The sequence below is a fragment of the Corticibacter populi genome, assembly GCF_004217315.1.
Classification (GTDB): domain Bacteria; phylum Pseudomonadota; class Gammaproteobacteria; order Burkholderiales; family Burkholderiaceae_C; genus Lampropedia; species Lampropedia populi.
This window is the reverse complement of sequence record NZ_SGWR01000002.1, coordinates 493,367-510,966: the sequence shown is the minus strand read 5'-3', so window position 1 is coordinate 510,966 and position 17,600 is coordinate 493,367. Positions and strand designations below refer to the sequence as shown.

Here is a 17,600-nt window from a genome sequence, read left to right as displayed (position 1 = left end):
TCCCTTCTTAAACCAGCGGGCGCGGATTGCGCAGATACAGGGTACGGATGGCGTGTGCCGTGTGGTAGGCCAGGCCGCCGACCAGGCCGGTGGGGTTGTACTGCGTGTTCTGCACGAAGTTGCCCGCGCCGGTGATGAACACGTTGTGCTTGTCCCAGGCCTGCGAGTAGCGGTTGACGGCGCCTTCACGCGGGTTGGCCGACATGATGTGGCCGCCGGTGTTGTGCGTGGTCTGGTAGGGGCGCACATCGTATTTGGCGCCCAGGCCCTTGAAGGAGGATTGCCACTTGTCGGGGTTCATGGCCCGGGCGACTTCCTCGGCCTTGATCTTCATGTACTGGTTCATCCGCAGGTCGTTCGGATTCCAGTTGAAGGTCATGCGCATCAGCGCGCGGCCATGGCGGTCCTTGTAGACCGGGTCGAGGTCGAGGTGGTTGCTGCGGTAGGACATGTGCGAGCCGTGCGTGCCGATCGACATTGCGTGGCCGTACCATTCGCCGATCGCCTTCTTCCAGTCGGCTCCCCAGCCGGGTGTGCCCTGGGGCAGCGGCATCGAGCGGATCGGCTGGCCATTGAAGGAGCCCGAACGCCAATAGGCGCCGCCGATGAAGCCCAGCGCGCCGTAGTCGTTCTGGTTGACGCTGAAGTCGTCAATGCAGATGCCGTTGGCGCCATGCCCGATGAAGGGGTTGAAGTGGTCCTCGCGGAAGAACATCGTCACGCCGCCGTTCATCTGGTAGGCGTAGTTCTTGCCGGTCACGCCCTCGCCCGTGGCCGGGTCGTAGGCTTGGCCGATGCCCGAGAGCAGCATCAGGTGCACGTTGTTGAGCTGGTAGGACGAGAGGATCACGATGTCCGCGGGCTGGAACACCTCTTCCTGCGTGGCCTCGTCGAAATAGGTCACGCCGGTGGCCGTCTTGCCGTCGGCAGCCATCTCGACGCGCAGCACTTCGGCATGCGTGCGATAGCTGAAGTTGGGCATGCGCTTGAGGGCATCGAGAATCGTCGTCTGCGGCGAGGACTTGGAGTATTGGTAGCAGCCGAAGCGTTCGCAGAAACCGCACAGGTTGCACGGCCCCATCTGCATGCCATAGGGATTGGTGTATGAGGTCGAGGCGATCCCTGCCGGTGCCGGGAAGGGGTGGTAGCCCATGGCCTTGACCGTGTCGCGGAACTTGGTCGAGTCGTAGGTCGACGGCATGGCCGGCATCGGGAACTCGGCCGAGCGCCAGCCCTCGAAGGGGTTGCCGCCTTCCTGGATCTGGCCGTTGAGGTTGCCGGCCTTGCCAGAGATCCCCGCGACCTGCTCGAACTGCGTGAAGAAGGGCTCGAGATCATCGTAGCTGACAGGGTAGTCCTGCAGCGTCATGTCCTCGGGGATGATCTTCTCGCCCCAGTTGTCGCGCACATGGGTGCGCAGCTTCAGCTCCTCGGGCTGCGGGCGCCAGTTCAGGCCGTTCCAGTGCGTGCCTGCGCCGCCCACACCATTGCCCGGCAGGAACGAGCCCAGCGAGCGGTAGGGCAGCGCCGTCTCGGATTCGTCACGGCGCACCGTCACCGTCATCTGGCTGGGGTGCTGCATGTTCTTGAAGCGCACGCCGTACTTCAGCTCGTCGATCTGGTTCGGATACTTGAAATCCGGCACCGTGTTCTGGTCGCGGCCGCGTTCGAGCGCGATGATGTCAAGGCCTTCCTGGGCCAGTTCCATGCCCAGGATCGAGCCGGTCCAGCCCAGGCCGACGATGACGACGTCCTTCTTCTTTTCGATACGTGCCATCTTCAGGCCCTTTCACCGCTGATCGACACGGGGCCGAGTGGATATTTCACGTTGTGCTGGTCAACCCATTCCTTGTAACTGGCGCGCGCGCCCGGGAAGCCGATGTAGCTCCAGGATTGCATGCCCTGGTTGCCGCCGTGGATCGGGTCGGCGAAGTAGCCTTCCTTGGTGTTGGCGAGCAAGGTGGTGAAGAAGATGCTCAGTTCCGGGTTCATCGCCACCTCGCCCTTTTGCAGGGCGGTCAGGGCCTCGTCCTGCTGCGCGGCTTCCAGCACCGTGAAGGACTTGCCGTACTTCTCTTCGCACCATGCATTGAAGGCGGGGATGGCCTGGCGGTAGAGCTGCGCCGGGTTCAGCGGCGTCTGCCAGCCGCGCGCCGGCTCTGCCGTCGGATCATGCGGGCCCACCATGTACCAGTCATCGGCACGGCCATAGTCGCCGGCGAGTTGGCGGTCGATGAAGACCGGCACGCGCGCCTCGATGGCGCCCGGGCCATCGCCTTCGGAAGGGATCAGGCGGGCCGTGGCGGCGAGCACGAAGGCCCATTCATCGGCGGTGAAGTACTCGGTCTTGTACTGATCGAGGGGAACTGGCGGCTCTTTGGATTTGGCGTGAAGCGCGACAGGTACACCTGTCAATGCCACGCCGGCGGCCGACGCCTTCAAGAAATTGCGGCGATTTTGATATCCGTGGGGGTCTGACATTCCGTTATGGCCCTCGTGGGGCTTTCTTTGATAGTGAGGCGGGGCGGATTTTATGCGGCCTGGCGATTTCGTGCTGGCGGCGGCCGAGTTCGCTGCAATCGCTGGCGGTCATTGGTCGCGCGAGGATGTCCGCCTCGATGGCGACTGCATATGCAACAGCCGCTACGCGGGCAGGATGTGGCTGCGCGGCCTCAATTACCCGGTTTCCGGGATAACGAAAGCGGCCCAGTGGAATACGATGCGGCATCTGCCACTTAGAACCCTGGTGCACAGGGTACGCTTCCCATGATGGACTTGCCCCTGCCTGCCAAAGATGCGGCGCTCCCGGCACCCGTGCTGGTGGTGGAGGACGAACCGTTGTTGCAGCAGCGCTTGCGCGGCATCCTGCGGCAACTGGGGTATGGAGATGATGCGCTGGTGTTCGCCGCGTCGCTGGCGCAGGCGTATGCGGTGCTGGCCGAGCAGCCGGTGGCGCTGGTCTTGGTGGATTTGCAGTTGCCCGATGGCAGCGGGCTCGCGCTGATCGAACATTTGCGCGGCGATGATCCCGGGCTGCGCATCCTGGTCGTCTCGGCCTGGAGTTCGGAGGACTTGATTCTGAGCGCGCTGCGGGCTGGTGCCACCGGCTATGTGCTCAAACAGCGCGACGATGTCGAGGTGATGCTGTCGATCCGCAGCGTACTGCGTGGTGGCGCCCCCATCGACCCATTCATTGCGCGGCGCATTCTGGAGCTTCTCGCTGCGCCCAGGCCTGCGCCATCGAGCGGGTTGAGCGAGTCGCCAACGATGCCGGACGCGATGCTGAGCGCGCGCGAAACCGAAATCCTGCGTCTGGTGGTCGATGGACTGAGCAATCGCGAGATCGCCGAGCGCCTGCATCTGTCGCGCTACACGGTCGAAACCCATGTGAAACGCATCTACCGCAAGCTGGCAGTCTCCTCCCGCACGATGGCCGTGCGGGAGGCGCGTGCGCGTGGAATGGTCGGCGAGGGCTGACCGGTGCGTCGTATCGTGTTGTGGCTGCTACTGCTGCTGGTTGGGCTGCCGGCATGGGCGGAGGCGCCCGATTCGCCACAGGATTTGCAGCAGGAGTGCGCGCCGCGGGTGTTGCGCACGGAGGCGGCACCAGCCGAAGGACCATCCAACGCCCGCCCGGCCGCGGGCTGGGAGGAGGTGACGCTCCCTGATATGTGGGCGCGCCGCTGGCCCCATCACGATGGATCGGCATGGTACCGCATCGATTGGGAGCGCACCTGTGCGGCCGGTACCGGTGGTACCGCCAGTGCGCCGCTGGCGCTGGGCATTGACGGCATCAGCGTGGCAGGCGAGGTATACATCAACGATGACCTGCTGTGGCGCGACGCGTCGCTGGCCGAGCCGCTCTCGCGCAGCTGGAATGTGCCGCGCTGGTGGTTGCTGCCCGAATCGGCCCTGCGCGAAGGGGTGAACACCGTGTGGGTGCGCGCGGTGGGCATGCCGGCACTCTCGCCGGGCATGGGGGCGCTGCGGCTGGGCAGTGCCACGGCGGTGTCCGAGAAGTACCGACAGGCCCTGTGGCGGCAACGCACGGTGTATTTCATCAACGCCGTGCTGTGTGCCATGGCCAGCGTGCTGTTTCTGCTGATATGGGTTCTCAATCGGCAGGAGCGTGCCTACGGCTGGTTCGGATTGATGGCCCTGTGCTGGATGGCCTATCTCAGCACCTACCTGGCATACACGCAATGGCCCTGGCCGGATTCATTGACGCGCAGCCGCTTCAGCTTGGTCGCGCTGGTGTTCTATGTGCTCTCCGTGTGCATGTTCACGTTCCGCTTCGGCCGGCAGAGGCTGCCGCGCGTGGAGCGGGTGCTGTGGTCTCTGGCGGTTTTGGGCACGGTCATGGCGGTGCTGGCGCCGCGTGAGCATGCGGGCCAATGGTTTGGCCTGGTCTGGCAGGGCTCCATGGCGGTGTTCCTCCTCAACTGCCTGCAATTCCAGTGGCATGCATGGCGCCCCCAGCGCCAGGGCCGCAACCTGCAGCACATGACGCTGGCCGTGTGCTGGCTGGTGTTCGCGGTGGTGGCGTTCAACAGTTTTTTCTCCGTGTTCGATCGCTGGCAGGTGGCGCGCGACTGGGCGGCACTCAGCGGAGTGCTGGTGATCGGCTTGCTGATGCTGTTGCTGGGTGGGCGATTCGCACGGCAGTTGCGCAACGTCAGGCGCTTCAATCTGGAGCTCAGGGAACGGGTGGAGCAGGCCCGCGCCGAACTTTCGCAGGCATTGGCGCGAGAACAGGCGCAGGCGGTCGAGCACGCCAAGCTGCAGGAGCGCATCCAACTGGCCCATGACCTGCATGACGGCCTTGGCGGCAGCCTGGTGCGCAGTATGGCCTTGGTGGAGCAGTCACCGCCGACGTTGCCGAGCGCGCGCGTGCTGTCTCTGCTCAAGGGCCTGCGCGACGATCTCAACCAGTTGATCGACCATGGCTCTAGTGCGGCGGCGCTGGTGCCGCAGACCCCGCTGCAATGGATTGCTCCGCTGCGCCATCGCATCACGCGCATTCTGGATGAAATCGGCATCGCATCCGAGTGGCACATTGCGCCGCAATGGCTAGGCGCGCTTGAGCAGGATGGGCGCCCCAGTGCCCTGCAGTGCCTGCTGCTCACCCGCATGGTGGAGGAGGCGCTCTCCAACGTCATCAGGCACAGCCGCGCCCATCATGTGTGGGTGAAGGTCGAACAGCCTGACGCCGAGCAGCTGTGCGTGCGCATCGAGGACGATGGCATAGGCTTCGATCTGCAGGACGTGCAGCGTGCCGGTCAGTCGGTCGGCATGCGCAGCATGGCAGCGCGTGCCGAGCGTCTGGGCGCCCGGTTCACGGTGGATTCCAGCCCGGGCGCCACTGTGGTGTTGGTGGAGCTGAGGCTGCAGCCGAGCGACTGGCGGCCGCAATGAGTTTGCGGTATGGGCTCAACGAATGAGGACAAAGCCGACCGGACCATGAGTTGGAAAGGCTGGAGCGCAGCGTTGAAGGTCCGATGCAGGATGCGACAGCTTTGTTTGCATCTGATTCCGCTGCGTCTCATGGTCTATCCCTGCCTGCGTTCCCGAGTTCGATCTTCTTCTACAGGGATGCGTGGACGGATACAGGAGTTCAGCGTTGCATGGGTTCCTGTGCGGGCATGCTTGCCCATGATTTCAGGAGAACCATCTGATATTCAAAAGAAAACCCCGCATGCGTTGGCATGCGGGGTTTCATGGATGGTGCCGGTTGTCGGATTCGAACTGACGACCTACCGCTTACAAGGCGGGTGCTCTACCAGCTGAGCTAAACCGGCGAAGGCGCGCATTCTAACCCGGTTTGCCGGGACGCCGGCAATAACCTTTGGGCCCTTGCGCGGGGTTCGGTCAGCGCTGCGTGCGGCGGCCCGACTTGCGCTGCTGGCGCTCCTGCTGGTACTGCTCCTTGCGCAGCTGGCGTTCGGCATCGAGGCGCTCGCCGGTGGCCAGCCACTCTTCGAATTCGGTGGGGGTTTCGATGGTGATGCGGCCGATGGCGCCCGAGCGGAAGTCCTGCAGGACCAGCTCGGCAGCCTTTTGCGTGTTGACACGGTTGCCCGGCAGCAGCGCACCACGCTTGCGGGCGATGCGCTCGAACAGTTCGTGGTCGGGCAGGGCGCGCAGTTCGGCCTCGTTCTCGGCGACCGGGTAGCGTGCCAGCAGGGCGCCGCCGTAGTGCCTTTGCAGGTAGGCCAGCAGTTCCAGCGCCACCAGCTCGTCATCGAAGGCATTGCGGCCGATGGAGCCGGCCGCTGCCAGGTTGTAGCCGCTTTGCGCGACGATGATGCGCGGCCACAGCACGCCGGGGGTGTCGAAGAGGTAGAAGCCGTCCTGCAGCGCAAAGCGCTGCTCCTGGCGGGTCACGCCGGGCTCATTGGCAGCCTTGGCGGCGCGCTTGCCGACCATGGTGTTGATCAGCGTGGATTTGCCGACGTTGGGGATGCCGCAGATCAGCACGCGCATGGGCTTGTCCATGCTGCCGCGGCTGGGCATCAGTTGCTGGCAGGCTTCGATCAGCGCGCGCGCCGGCGCACTGTGGTGGCTGTCCATGGCAATGGCCGCCGTCCCTTCCTTCTGCTGGTACCACTCCAGCCACTCCTGGGTGCGCACGGGGTCGGCCAGATCGGCCTTGTTCAGCACCTTGAGGCTGTGCTTGCGCGTGAGCAGCTCGCGCAGCATCGGGTTGGCGCTGGAGGCGGGCAGGCGGGCATCCACCATCTCGATGACCACGTCGATGGTCTTGACCCGATCGCCGATGGCCTTGCGGGTCAGGTGCATGTGGCCGGGAAACCATTGGATGCTCATGGGGAGAATGCCTTCGTTGTTGGATGGGCCCGGGGCGGTCAACTGCTCTCAGGTTTCCGGCGGTTCAATGATCCGTCGTCAGTCGGACCGCCGGTGTGCGGCCAGGGCCTTGCCCACTTCGAGCTGACCCTGGGCCTGGCCGCTGCCGGGCACTTGCTCGCCCTCGCGGTCCAGCACCTGGGCCAGCCGCGCGGCCAGTTCGGTGTCGGTGTCGCCCCCCAGGCCCAGATGGATGCCTTGCGTCAGCGTGATGTGGGCGGCCTCGAAGCTGCCGGCACCGGCGCACAGGATGGTGCGGGTGGGCGCCTCTTCATGGGCCAGAACCAGCATGGCGGGCACCACGGCGGCGGGGCTCAATTGTGCCAGTACTTCGGCGGGCATCAGCCCCTCGGTCATGCGGGTGGCGGCGGTGGGGGCCAGTGCGTTGACGTGAATGCCGTGCCGGGCGCCTTCCAGGGCCAGGGTCTGCATCAGCCCGACTTGCGCGAGCTTGGCCGCACCATAGTTGGATTGGCCGAAGTTGCCGTAGAGGCCTGACGAAGAGGTGGTCATGACGATGCGGCCATACTGCTGCGCCGCCATGTGCGGCCAGACGGCCTTGCTGCAGTGCACGGCACCCATCAGATGCACTTCGACGACCAGGCGGAAGTCGGCCAGATCCATCTTCGAGAAGGTCTTGTCGCGCAGGATGCCGGCGTTGTTGACCAGGATGTCGATGCGGCCCCAGGCGTCGATGGCTTGCTGCACCATGGCCTGCACGGCGGCAAAGTCGGTGACCGAGGCGCCATTGGCCAGTGCCGTGCCGCCGGCGGCGGTGATCTCGTTGGCCACGGCCTGCGCGGCGCCGCCGGAGCCGCCCTCGCCATGCACGCTGCCGCCCAGGTCGTTGACCAGCACCTTGGCGCCGCGCCGCGCCAGAGCCAGTGCGTGTTCGCGGCCCAGGCCGCCGCCGGCGCCTGTCACAATGGCTACGCGCCCTTGAAAATCCAATGCCATGATGGTTCTCCTTGCTTGATTCCGATGGTGTGCCGCCGACAGGTCTGTGGCCGGCCCGGCGATCATAGTGATCCACCCCGTCAATCGGCGTCCTGCCTGCGACCCATGCCCAGCAACTCCTCCTTGCCTGCCAACCCTGCCGCCAGCCTGATCATCGTGCGTGAAGTGCCTGCCTCAGCGCATGGCACGCTGCAGGTGCTGTTGATGGAGCGGCACGCCAGCGCCAGCAACTTCCCCGGGGCGCTGGTGTTTCCCGGCGGCAAGGTGGAAGCGGGTGATGCCGCGATTGCCGCTGCCAGCGGCTTCGACCGGCATTGGCAGGCCCTGGCGCCGCGTCTGGCCGGGCACGGCCTGACACGCGAGGCGATGGCCGCCTTGTATGGCGCGGCGCTGCGCGAGACGGCGGAAGAGGCCGGGCTGCTGTGGTTGGAGCCCGATGCGCCTCGCCCGGCCCAATCATTCCAGCCGTCCCAATCGCGCCCGAACCAGCCGGCACTGTTGCCGCTGTTGCGCCGGCAACTCGCCAGCGGTGGTGACTGGTGCCAGATCTGCGCGCAATGGCAACTGCACACCAGTGTGCAGGGCATGGAGCCGTTTTCGCGCTGGATCACGCCGCTGTCCCCCAACATGAGCGTCAAGCGCTTCGACACCTGGTTCTTTCTGGCGCTGATGCCCGAGGGGCAGCAAGCCCGGGCCGATGGCCAGGAGGCCCAGCGTCTGGTGTGGGCCTCGCCGGCCGCTTTGCTGCAGCAGTATGTGGCGGGCGAGGTGGCGCTGGCGCCGCCGCAGATCATGACGCTGGCGCACCTGGCCCGCTTTGCCAGTCTGCAGAACCTGCAGCAGCATGCACGTGAGCAGGCGCCTCATCTGGTTGCCCCCGTCAGCCTGCAGCATGAGGGCGAACGCATGGTGTGCTTCCCGGGCGATGCATTGCATCCGCAGCCGGTGGCGGCCATGCCCGGGCCCACCCGGCTGGTGCTGCGGGATGGCCGTTTCGTGCCGCCGGGGGGGTGGGAGACGTTGCTGGACGGGTGACGGGCCGCTTCAGTGCTCAGTGCGCAGTCGGTGTGCTGAGGCCCATTTGCCCCTTCAAGCCCCTTCAATTCACAACGCCTGGGTGGCGAAGGTGTCGCAGGCGCCCATGTCGCCGCTGCTCAGGCCACGCTGGAACCAGCGCTGGCGCTGCGCGCTTGTGCCATGGGTGAAGCTCTCGGGACGCACCACCTGGCCGGCCGAGCGCTGCAGCGCGTCATCGCCGATTCTGGCGGCCGCGTTCATGGCGGCCTCGATGTCGCCGTTTTCGAGGATCTGGCGCTGGCGGTCGGCGTGGTGTCCCCATACGCCGGCGTAGCAGTCGGCCTGCAGTTCCAGGCGCACGCTCAGCTGGTTGTACTCGGCCTGGCTGATGCGGCTGCGCAGGCTGTCGAGCTTTTGCGTGGTGCCCATCAGGCGCTGGATGTGGTGGCCCACCTCATGGGCGATCACATAGGCCTGGGCAAACTCGCCCGGTGCGCCCAGACGGTTCTTCAGCTCCTCGTAGAAGCTCAGGTCGATGTAGACGGTGCCATCGGCCGGGCAGTAAAACGGTCCCATGGCGGCCTGGCCGGTGCCGCAACTCGTGGGCGTGGCATCGCGAAACAGCACCAGGCGTGGCTCCTGGTAGGTAGCGCCGGCCTGGCGGAAGATGTCGCTCCAGACGTCCTCGGTATCGGCCAGCACGGTCGAGACGAACTGGCCCATGCGGTCGTCCAGCGGATCGGTGGTGACAGTGCTTTGCTGCTGGGTGGCAGGCGGCGTGGCGCTTTCCATGAAGCCGAGGATGGTCATCGGATTGATGCCGAAGATCCACCCGGCCACGAGCGCGATGACGATCGAGCCGATGCCCAGGCTGCGCCCGCCCAGGCCACCGCTACCGGATCGGCGGTCTTCCACGTTGCGCGATTGCCGGTTGCCTTCCCAACGCATGTGCTTCTCCTGCGAACCCTGCTGATGTATGGCCGCAAAGTGTACGGCCAATCGGCCGTCCCGGCATCGGTGGCCACATGACTGCAGCGCGTGCGCACGCTTCTTGCGTCATGAATCTGTCATGATTTCGGCATACGCTGCGGCACTTCGGGCAGCGATGCAACCACGGCAACAGAGGCAGAACCAGCATGGACAAAGGCCATTTCCCAGGCGAAGAGAACCTGACGACGCAGATTCAGCAATTCCAGGCGGACATCATGGATGACCTGGATGAAGAGCTGGAACTGGAGATGGACGACCGGCGGCTCGATGCGCTGGTGGATGCAGGCCCGGACGACGGCACCGACCTGCCACGGGCGCGCTACTTCAGCGAACTGCTGCGCCTGCAGGGCGAACTGGTCAAGCTGCAGGACTGGGTGGTGCACCAGAAGCTCAAGGTGGTGGTGCTGTTCGAGGGCCGCGACTCGGCCGGCAAGGGCGGTGCCATCAAGCGCATCACGCAGCGCCTGAACCCGCGCGTATGCCGCGTCGCCGCGCTGCCGGCGCCCAACGAGCGTGAGCGCACGCAGTGGTACTTTCAGCGCTATGCCTCGCACCTGCCTGCCGGTGGCGAGATCGTGCTGTTCGATCGCAGCTGGTACAACCGCGCCGGGGTCGAGAAGGTGATGGGTTTTTGCACCGACGACGAGTACGAGGAGTTCTTCCGCAGCGTGGTCGAGTTCGAGCGCATGCTGATCCGCTCGGGCACCATTCTCATCAAGTACTGGTTCTCGATCTCCGACGAGGAACAGAACAAGCGCTTTCTGATGCGCATCCATGACCCGCTCAAGCAGTGGAAGCTCTCGCCAATGGACCTGGAGTCGCGCCGCCGCTGGGAGGATTACACCCGCGCCAAGGAAGTCATGTTCGAGCGCACGCACACCGCCGACAGCCCGTGGTGGGTGGTCGAGGGGGACGACAAGAAGCGCGCACGCCTCAACTGCATGGCCCACTTCCTCAGCCGGATTCCCTATGACGAGGTGCCGCACCAGCCGGTCGTGCTGCCGCCGCGCGTGCACCATGACGATTATATTCGCCACCCCGTGCCCGAGAGCATGAAGGTTCCGCACATCTACTGACGCTTGGCGAGGCCGGCGCGGCGGGGCGCGTCACAATGGCGCTTTCGCGATTCTTCGCGCAACCCATTGATCATGCGCCCGCCTGGCGCCCCGACCATGCCAGCTTCTCCCGCCAAGGCCGCCCACGCGGCCACCATCTACCACAACAGCCGTTGCAGCACCTCGCGCAAGACGCTGGAACTGCTGCGCGAACATGGCTATCAGCCGACCATCGTCGAGTACCTCAAGACGCCGCTGGCGCGCGCGCAGATCGCCGCGCTGATCGAGGCCGCCGGCCTGAGCGTGCGCGAGGCCGTGCGCAGCAAGGAACCCCTTTATCAGGAGCTGGGCCTGGCCGATGCCGATGATGCCGCGCTGCTCGATGCGATGGCCGCGCACCCCGTGCTGCTGAATCGGCCGTTCGTGACCACCGCGCAGGGTACGCGGCTGGCGCGACCGGTCGAGAAGGCGCTGGAGATTATGGCCTGAAGCCGCAGGCTGATCAGTACCGGATCCGCACCTTGTAGTTCAGCACCGCGTTGCCATTGGCCGGCACCGGCACCTGCCACTGCGCCAAGCCGCCCGTGGGCTTGCTGTGGGCGATGCTCTCCTCGAGCATGGTCCAGTCGCCCGGGATCGGCTCGACCACCGTGATGGTGGCCGGTACGTCCTTGGCGTTGCGCAGCTCGATGCGGAAGGCCATTTCGTAGAGGTTGTCCGCAAGCACTTTGGTGCCCAGATGCTTCCAGGTGCCGTTCAGGTCGAAGGCGCTCCCCAGCTTGAGCCGAACGACCTCGTTCTTGGCGGTGTGGTCGATGCGGTCCTCTCCAATGAACAGCGCCCGTTTCTGGCTGTCGGCCTTGTAGACGCGCACGATGCCCTTGGGTAGCGGCATGCCCAGGCCCGCCGCTTCCTTGTTGTCGAACTCGACGAAAACGTCCACCTTGCGCTTGTCGCCCAGCTCGGGGCTGTCGCCGCGGGCGCGGCCGTACCAGCTGGCCTGGCCCTGCAGGCGGTATTCCTTGCGCACCGGCACCGATTGCGCCGATAGCAGCGCCACCTGCTTGGTCTGGTTGTTGCGCAGCGTGGTCGGGCGCGGCAGCGTGTAGAGGTGGTACTCGAACAGCGCCTCCTGCTGCACGGCGGCGGCCGGTGCCGGCATCATTTCCATGCGGGCGGCGAGCTTCACCATGTCGTGGGCCTGCGGCGCGCGGCCGACATCGCCGGCCACCAACTGCAGCGCGGCGTTCTCATAGGCGGTGCCGCTCTGGTTGGTGAGGGTGACCCAGCCGGCCAGATCCAGGCTGCTTTCGTCCGAAGCCAGCGTGGCGACATAGTCGGCCTGCCAGGACAGGCCGCCGGTCAGATAGGAGAGGTCCACCGCCTGCGTGCCGCCGCGGCCGGCCTCGAGTTCGACCACCAGCGTCGGGCGGTCGCGCAGGTTCGGCGGCACTTCATCGAAAGAGATGCGGGCATCGGCGGGCAGCCCGGTTTCGAGGCGGTCCGCATACTGCAGCACCACGCCGTCGTTGTTGGCCAGCACGGTGGCCGGCTCGCGCGTTTCTTTGCCGGTGGCAGGATGGGTGCGGATCACCGTCACGGTGCGGCCGACGTACTTGTCGAGCAGCGCGTGGCTGCCCAGCAGGTCGAAGTCGAAGTTCTGCTCCAGCAACTGCAGCGGATCACCCGAGAGGCTGCGCAAACTGGCCGTCTGGGGCATGATTTGCCCCGACACCTCGCGCAGCGCGATGCGATTGAGGCCCTTGTCCAGTGGCAGCTGACGTTCCTCCCGGATCAGCGCCAGCGACTCGTTGTAAATCGTCACGGCCAGCGCCTGGCGGCTGCCCGCGTCGCTGACTTTCTCCTGCACCGGCGCGGCGCCGGCGGCGCCGGCAACGGCCATCAGCGCCAGCAAGGCCTGGTGGCTGCGGACAAACTTGAAATGGGAAGGCATGTGTACCATGAAAGTCGCTCCTCGGTTTGGCGGTCAATGATGGTATTTGTACGCAGCGCGGCAGCCGATCGGGTCGAGCAGTTTGCAACGATTTGTTTCGCTCCGCGTGGGGCAATCCTGCCGCACCAGGCATGCAAAAAAAGCCCACACGCGCACAACACTGCCGGTCTCCGCAGTGGTCAAGTCGTTGATTGAATGGGGGATGTGGCGCGGCTGGTAGGAATCGAACCTACGACCCTTGGCTTCGGAGGCCAATACTCTATCCACTGAGCTACAGCCGCTGAGAGGGACGATGCGCAAGGCATCTTGAGATTTTGCCAACGCTTGTGGCCGTGCGAAGGCAAGCGTGCATTATCGCATGAGAAGCACTGCCCGCCAGCAATGTGCGCGGGCGCTTCATATAATGAGTGTCTATTATTGATAAAAATGAATGGCTGCCTGTCTGCCTGGATGGATCCTTGAATCGATCACAGACACGCGCTGCCTGACACGGTACATGACCTTTTTCTACATCTTGCTGGCCACGTTGGTGGCTGGTGTCGGCAGCGTGTGGCTGGCCGCCAGCCTGATCCGCTTTGGCGTGGGCGGGGCCAGTTCGCGCCTTCAGGGCCATCACTTGCTGAGTTTTGCGGCGGGCGCGTTGCTGGCCACCGCCTTTGTGCATCTGCTGCCCGAAGCCATGGAGAGCAGCATCAGCAAGCACACGCTGTTCATGGCGCTGTTGATTGGCCTGGTGGTGTTCTTCCTGCTGGACAAGGCCGAGCTCTGGCATCATGGCCATGAACATGCCGAATCGGTGGCCATCGACCATGCCGACCATGTGCATGCCGGTGCCGCGCAGGCGCATGGCCATTCCCATGCGCATACCCCGCATGTCCATGCCCACGGGCACCGTGCGCCCATCGGGGGGTGGACCATTCTGGCGGGCGATAGCGTGCATTGCTTCGGCGATGGTGTACTGATTGCCTCGGCCTTCATCGTCGATTGGCGCATTGGTTTGCTGACGGCGCTGTCGGTGTTGGCGCATGAGGTGCCGCATCACATCGGGGATCTGATCGTGCTGGCCGAGACGGTGCGAGGACGCCACAGCGAGCGGCGCTCAGCGGCGCTGCTCAAGGTATCGGTGGCCGGCTCGGTGACGATGCTCGGCGGGCTGGCAGGCTACTTGCTGCTGGGGCAGCTCAGCGAACGCTGGCTGCCGTTCTTTCTGGTGGTGGCGTCGAGCAGCTTCATCTATGTGGCGCTGGCTGATCTGATTCCGCAACTGCAGATGCAGCTTGGCGCGCGCCAGGCGCTGGTGCAGGTGGCTTGGCTGCTGGCGGGGATGCTGCTGGTCGGCGTGGTCAGCCATGCGTTGCAGCATGAACATGCCCACCCGCATGGCGCTGCCGATGCGCATGTGCATGAACACGTGCATTCGGCCGAAGAGGAGGCTTTGTCGTCTCCGCCGGGCTTTGGCAGGCAGCATCCGCTGCACATCGACAACTTGCGCCCATTGCCTCGCCCTGCCGGGCAGCCTTGATGGCCGGCCCCGAGGGCGGGCTGCTGGTTCGGGGCTGGGTTCTCAGGCCGCCATGTCGGCAAAGGCGTCGCGGGCGGCCGCAATGGTGGCGGCAATGTCCTGCTCGGTGTGCGCGGCGCTGACGAAGCCGGCTTCATACAGTGCCGGAGCCAGGTACACGCCGCGGCGCAGCAGGCCATGGAACAGCTGGTTGAAACGGGCCGAATCGCTGCGCATGACCTCGGCATAGTTTTGTGGCAGTTCGGGCAGCAGGAAGAAGCCGAAAAGCCCGCCTTCGCTGTCCACGCTCAGCGTAATGCCGGCGTCCGCGGCGGCCTGGCGCAGGCCTTCGACCAGTTGCCGGGTGCGTTCGGCCAGCCGGGCGTGGAATTCGGGGGCCTGGATCAGCCGCAGCGTGGCCAGCCCGCAGGCGGTGGCGACCGGGTTGCCCGAGAGGGTGCCGGCCTGATAGACCGGCCCTTGCGGGGCCAGTTGCTCCATCACATGACGCGGCCCGCCGAAGGCGGCCAGTGGCATGCCGCCGCCAATGACCTTGCCCAGCACCGTCAGGTCCGGCGCGAAGCCGGCGATGGCCTGGGCGTACAAGCTTTGCGCGCCGCCAAGGGCGACGCGAAAGCCGGTCATGACCTCGTCGATGATCAGCAGTGCGCCGGACTGGCTGCAGAGCTGGCGCGCGGCACGCATGAAGGGAATGCTGGCGCGCACGAAGTTCATGTTGCCGGCGATCGGCTCCATGATCACACAGGCGATTTCGCTGCCGTGCCGGGCAAATGCCTCTTCGAGCTGTGCGGGGTTGTTGTATTCGAGCACCAGCGTGTCCTGCACGACTTCCTCGGGCACGCCGGCGCTGGTGGCGTGCCCGAAGGTGGCCAGGCCCGAGCCGGCCTTGACCAGCAGGGCATCGGCATGGCCGTGGTAGCAGCCTTCGAACTTGACGATCTTCTTGCGGCCGGTGGCGCCGCGCGCCAGGCGGATGGCGCTCATGCTGGCCTCGGTGCCGGAGTTGACCAGCCGCACCATCTCCATCGATGGCACCAGTTTGAGGATTTCCTCGGCCAGTTCGATCTCGCGCTCGGTGGGGGCGCCAAACGAGAGTCCTTCCCGAGCGGCGCGCTCGACCGCCGCCAGCACCTCGGGGTGGCCATGGCCGAGGATCATCGGGCCCCAGGAGCCGATATAGTCGATGTAGCGCTGGCCATTGGCATCCCACAGATAGGCGCCTTGCGCTTTTTCGATGAAGGCCGGCGTGCCTCCCACGGCCTTGAAGGCCCGCACGGGGGAGTTGACCCCGCCGGGGATGCTTTGCTGGGCCCTGGCAAACAATTCCTGGTTGCGATCCATGGTGTCTGATTCCTGTGACGAAGATGCGGTTGAAGGCGTAACCATAGCCCAAATCGGTGGCTCAACTGGGGCAGCATCTGGCGTGACGACCTTGCCCTGGGTCCTGTTGGTCGCTCCACTGCACGGTTTCGGCAGACTTGGGCTTTGATCTGGATTAAATGCGCAACATTTGGTTGAAATTCGGATCCATTCGTGGTGTTTTGGATGCAGTATTGCCACTACAACTCGATACAATTGCCGCTGGCTTGAAATTGTCTGACAAAGTCCCGATGGATCCCAGAACCTGGATGTGCCTGACGTGTGGCTGGGTCTATGAGGAGGCGGCCGGCGCACCCGAACACGGCATCGCGCCCGGTTCGCGCTGGGATGATGTGCCACTGAACCGGACCTGTCCGGAGTGCGGCGCCCGCAAGGACGATTTCGAGATGGTGGAGATTTGATGTGAAGGCGCCGGTGCGCTGCGGCCGGTATGCCCGTTTGCAGCGGCCTGGCGCCAGCGCCAGTTCCCTTGGCCAGACACGATGTCTTGAGGTATGAACAGATATGGGTGAACCAACTATCAAGGTGCTGGTGGTCGATGACAGCAACACGATTCGCCGCAGCGCCGAGATCTTCCTGAAACAAGGTGGCTACGAGGTGTTGCTGGCCGAGGATGGCTTCGATGCCCTCTCGAAGATCAACGACTACGAGCCGAACCTCATCTTCTGCGACATCCTGATGCCCAAGCTCGACGGCTATCAGACCTGTGCCATCATCAAGCGCAACCCCCGCTTCTCCGACACCCCGGTGATCATGCTTTCGTCCAAGGACGGCTTTTTCGACAAGGCCCGGGGCCGCATGGTCGGCAGCGAAGATTATTTGACCAAACCCTTTACCAAAGACCAATTGCTCAGGGCGGTGCATGAATTCTGCCCCGCAGCCTGAAGGAGAGTGACGCAATGACGATTCAGAAAGTGCTGGTGGTGGACGACTCCAGGACCGAGCAGGCCTACCTGGCCGGCATGCTGCAGAAGAAGGGTATCCAGGTGCGTACCGCCAGCAACGCGGACGAGGCCTACCAGTGCCTGGCCGCCGAGCGGCCGGACCTGATCCTGATGGACGTGGTGATGCCCGGCAAGAATGGCTTCCAGCTCACCCGCGCGATCACCAAGGATCCGCAGTACGCCGAGATTCCCATCATCATCTGCACCAGCAAGGGGCAGGCCACCGACAAGGTCTGGGGTCTGCGCCAGGGCGCGCGCGGCTATCTGGTCAAGCCGGTCGATCCACAGGAGCTTGATGTCGCCATCGCTGGCCTGCAGCAGCAGGGTTGATCATGTCCAGCAACACGGCACGCACTGAGGATATCGCGCAGACCAATGACCAGGCGTTGCAGGAGCGCCTGGCCAAGCGCATCAGGCAGGCCAGCCAGGGGGAGCAGGCCCTGCCTTCCTGGCTGGCTGTGGAAATTGGCGCCCGCTCCTGCCTGGTGCCGCTCAACCACGCTTCCGAGCTGTTCCCCTGGCAGATGCCGCACCCGGTTCCCTATGTGCAGCCCTGGTTCCTGGGGGCCGCCAACCTGCGGGGCGAGCTCACGGGCGTGGTCGATCTGGGCCTGTTCATCGGAGATGCCGCTTCCCGCCGCACCGAGCAGTCCCTGGCCGAATGCAAGCTCCTGACCTTCAATCCGGTGCTGGAGATCAACGTGGCCCTGCTCATCGACCGCGTTGCCGGTCTCAAGAGCGTGAATGATTTCTCCACGGCATATGCGCCTGCGCCTGCGGATTCGGACCAGCAGCCTTTCCTGGGCAATGCCTACCGCGACACGGCCGGACGAATCTGGCGGGAACTCAATCTGCAGAGCCTGTCTCAGGATTCGCGCTTTCTTTCCATTCGGCTTTGATTTTCATGATGGATCGCA

Annotated in this window: 16 protein-coding genes, 2 tRNA genes and 1 pseudogene; 10 read left to right on the top strand and 9 right to left on the bottom strand. The window is 64.9% G+C overall.

The genetic code is table 11. The features are described from left to right. Positions 1-7 precede the first annotated feature (7 nt). Together EV687_RS08485 and EV687_RS08480 are read right to left on the bottom strand one after the other, a co-directional pair. Positions 8-1,777 (bottom strand): GMC family oxidoreductase, encoded by a 1,770-nt coding sequence (locus tag EV687_RS08485; RefSeq protein WP_122231739.1) that lies wholly within the window; start codon positions 1,775-1,777, stop codon positions 8-10. Between the two features lie 2 nt (positions 1,778-1,779). After that, positions 1,780-2,481 carry a gluconate 2-dehydrogenase subunit 3 family protein gene (locus EV687_RS08480; RefSeq protein ID WP_122231738.1) on the bottom strand — a complete coding sequence of 234 codons (702 nt, stop codon included), beginning with the start codon at positions 2,479-2,481 and terminating at the stop codon, positions 1,780-1,782. 288 nt (positions 2,482-2,769) lie between these two features. Between EV687_RS08480 and EV687_RS08475 the strand changes: the two genes are divergently transcribed. Both EV687_RS08475 and EV687_RS08470 read left to right on the top strand, forming a co-directional pair. After that, complete coding sequence (locus EV687_RS08475; protein ID WP_122231848.1) at positions 2,770-3,477, top strand: response regulator; 708 nt, start codon at positions 2,770-2,772, stop codon at positions 3,475-3,477. A gap of 3 nt (positions 3,478-3,480) precedes the next feature. Then, positions 3,481-5,415, top strand: coding sequence for a sensor histidine kinase (locus EV687_RS08470; RefSeq protein ID WP_242612543.1), 1,935 nt, complete (start codon positions 3,481-3,483; stop codon positions 5,413-5,415). Between the two features lie 307 nt (positions 5,416-5,722). Here EV687_RS08470 and EV687_RS08465 read toward each other — a convergent pair. From EV687_RS08465 to EV687_RS08455, 3 genes are all read right to left on the bottom strand, one after another. Then, positions 5,723-5,798: transfer RNA gene (locus tag EV687_RS08465), tRNA-Thr, on the bottom strand. 70 nt (positions 5,799-5,868) lie between these two features. Beyond that, positions 5,869-6,825: a ribosome biogenesis GTPase YlqF gene (gene ylqF, locus EV687_RS08460; RefSeq protein WP_122231846.1), complete on the bottom strand. Its 957-nt coding sequence runs from the start codon at positions 6,823-6,825 to the stop codon at positions 5,869-5,871. Between the two features lie 78 nt (positions 6,826-6,903). After that, positions 6,904-7,821 (bottom strand): SDR family NAD(P)-dependent oxidoreductase, encoded by a 918-nt coding sequence (locus EV687_RS08455; protein WP_122231735.1) that lies wholly within the window; start codon positions 7,819-7,821, stop codon positions 6,904-6,906. 123 nt (positions 7,822-7,944) lie between these two features. Between EV687_RS08455 and EV687_RS08450 the strand changes: the two genes are divergently transcribed. Then, complete coding sequence (locus tag EV687_RS08450) at positions 7,945-8,856, top strand: NUDIX hydrolase (RefSeq protein WP_165392815.1); 912 nt, start codon at positions 7,945-7,947, stop codon at positions 8,854-8,856. Positions 8,857-8,925: 69 nt separating this feature from the next. On the opposite strand, the gene ypfJ is transcribed toward EV687_RS08450, so the two are convergent. Beyond that, positions 8,926-9,786 (bottom strand): KPN_02809 family neutral zinc metallopeptidase, encoded by an 861-nt coding sequence (ypfJ, locus tag EV687_RS08445; RefSeq protein WP_122231845.1) that lies wholly within the window; start codon positions 9,784-9,786, stop codon positions 8,926-8,928. A gap of 257 nt (positions 9,787-10,043) precedes the next feature. Here ypfJ and ppk2 point away from each other — a divergent pair, with 257 nt between their 5' ends. After that, entirely contained in the window at positions 10,044-10,904 is an 861-nt protein-coding gene (gene ppk2 / locus EV687_RS08440) for a polyphosphate kinase 2 (RefSeq protein WP_423201081.1), read from the top strand. A 96-nt stretch (positions 10,905-11,000) separates the two neighbouring features. Beyond that, the gene (gene arsC, locus EV687_RS08435) at positions 11,001-11,372 is read left to right on the top strand and encodes an arsenate reductase (glutaredoxin) (protein WP_122231844.1); all 372 of its coding nucleotides are present in this window, start codon (positions 11,001-11,003) and stop codon (positions 11,370-11,372) included. A 13-nt stretch (positions 11,373-11,385) separates the two neighbouring features. On the opposite strand, the gene EV687_RS08430 is transcribed toward arsC, so the two are convergent. Beyond that, complete coding sequence (locus EV687_RS08430; protein WP_207226415.1) at positions 11,386-12,846, bottom strand: DUF4139 domain-containing protein; 1,461 nt, start codon at positions 12,844-12,846, stop codon at positions 11,386-11,388. 196 nt (positions 12,847-13,042) lie between these two features. After that, positions 13,043-13,118: transfer RNA gene (locus EV687_RS08425), tRNA-Arg, on the bottom strand. A gap of 215 nt (positions 13,119-13,333) precedes the next feature. Here EV687_RS08425 and EV687_RS08420 point away from each other — a divergent pair. Next, positions 13,334-14,212, top strand: a pseudogene (locus tag EV687_RS08420) (ZIP family metal transporter); the annotation flags it as partial. A gap of 189 nt (positions 14,213-14,401) precedes the next feature. Here EV687_RS08420 and hemL read toward each other — a convergent pair. Continuing rightward, positions 14,402-15,700, bottom strand: a complete 1,299-nt coding sequence (gene hemL, locus EV687_RS08415) for a glutamate-1-semialdehyde 2,1-aminomutase (protein WP_122231729.1) — start codon at positions 15,698-15,700, stop codon at positions 14,402-14,404. A gap of 269 nt (positions 15,701-15,969) precedes the next feature. On the opposite strand from hemL, the gene EV687_RS08410 reads away from it, so the two are divergent. From EV687_RS08410 to EV687_RS08395, 4 genes are all read left to right on the top strand, one after another. Next, a complete protein-coding gene (locus tag EV687_RS08410; RefSeq protein WP_122231727.1) occupies positions 15,970-16,140 on the top strand; it encodes a rubredoxin in 171 nt (56 codons plus the stop codon). A 103-nt stretch (positions 16,141-16,243) separates the two neighbouring features. Next, positions 16,244-16,624 carry a response regulator gene (locus EV687_RS08405; protein ID WP_122231725.1) on the top strand — a complete coding sequence of 127 codons (381 nt, stop codon included), beginning with the start codon at positions 16,244-16,246 and terminating at the stop codon, positions 16,622-16,624. Positions 16,625-16,638: 14 nt separating this feature from the next. Beyond that, complete coding sequence (locus EV687_RS08400; RefSeq protein ID WP_122231722.1) at positions 16,639-17,013, top strand: response regulator; 375 nt, start codon at positions 16,639-16,641, stop codon at positions 17,011-17,013. Between the two features lie 2 nt (positions 17,014-17,015). Further along, positions 17,016-17,582 (top strand): chemotaxis protein CheW, encoded by a 567-nt coding sequence (locus EV687_RS08395; RefSeq protein ID WP_122231842.1) that lies wholly within the window; start codon positions 17,016-17,018, stop codon positions 17,580-17,582. The last annotated feature ends 18 nt before the right edge of the window (positions 17,583-17,600 follow it).

Bases quoted from the DNA above. Each gene is read 5' to 3' on its own strand.
- EV687_RS08485 (WP_122231739.1), bottom strand. From the start codon at position 1,777: ATGGCACGTATCGAAAAGAAGAAGGACGTCGTCATCGTCGGCCTGGGC.
- EV687_RS08480 (WP_122231738.1), bottom strand. From the start codon at position 2,481: ATGTCAGACCCCCACGGATATCAAAATCGCCGCAATTTCTTGAAGGCG.
- EV687_RS08475 (WP_122231848.1), top strand. From the start codon at position 2,770: ATGGACTTGCCCCTGCCTGCCAAAGATGCGGCGCTCCCGGCACCCGTG.
- ylqF (WP_122231846.1), bottom strand. From the start codon at position 6,825: ATGAGCATCCAATGGTTTCCCGGCCACATGCACCTGACCCGCAAGGCC.
- EV687_RS08455 (WP_122231735.1), bottom strand. From the start codon at position 7,821: ATGGCATTGGATTTTCAAGGGCGCGTAGCCATTGTGACAGGCGCCGGC.
- ypfJ (WP_122231845.1), bottom strand. From the start codon at position 9,786: ATGCGTTGGGAAGGCAACCGGCAATCGCGCAACGTGGAAGACCGCCGA.
- ppk2 (WP_423201081.1), top strand. From the start codon at position 10,044: ATGGATGACCTGGATGAAGAGCTGGAACTGGAGATGGACGACCGGCGG.
- arsC (WP_122231844.1), top strand. From the start codon at position 11,001: ATGCCAGCTTCTCCCGCCAAGGCCGCCCACGCGGCCACCATCTACCAC.
- EV687_RS08430 (WP_207226415.1), bottom strand. From the start codon at position 12,846: ATGGTACACATGCCTTCCCATTTCAAGTTTGTCCGCAGCCACCAGGCC.
- hemL (WP_122231729.1), bottom strand. From the start codon at position 15,700: ATGGATCGCAACCAGGAATTGTTTGCCAGGGCCCAGCAAAGCATCCCC.
- EV687_RS08410 (WP_122231727.1), top strand. From the start codon at position 15,970: ATGGATCCCAGAACCTGGATGTGCCTGACGTGTGGCTGGGTCTATGAG.
- EV687_RS08405 (WP_122231725.1), top strand. From the start codon at position 16,244: ATGGGTGAACCAACTATCAAGGTGCTGGTGGTCGATGACAGCAACACG.
- EV687_RS08400 (WP_122231722.1), top strand. From the start codon at position 16,639: ATGACGATTCAGAAAGTGCTGGTGGTGGACGACTCCAGGACCGAGCAG.
- EV687_RS08395 (WP_122231842.1), top strand. From the start codon at position 17,016: ATGTCCAGCAACACGGCACGCACTGAGGATATCGCGCAGACCAATGAC.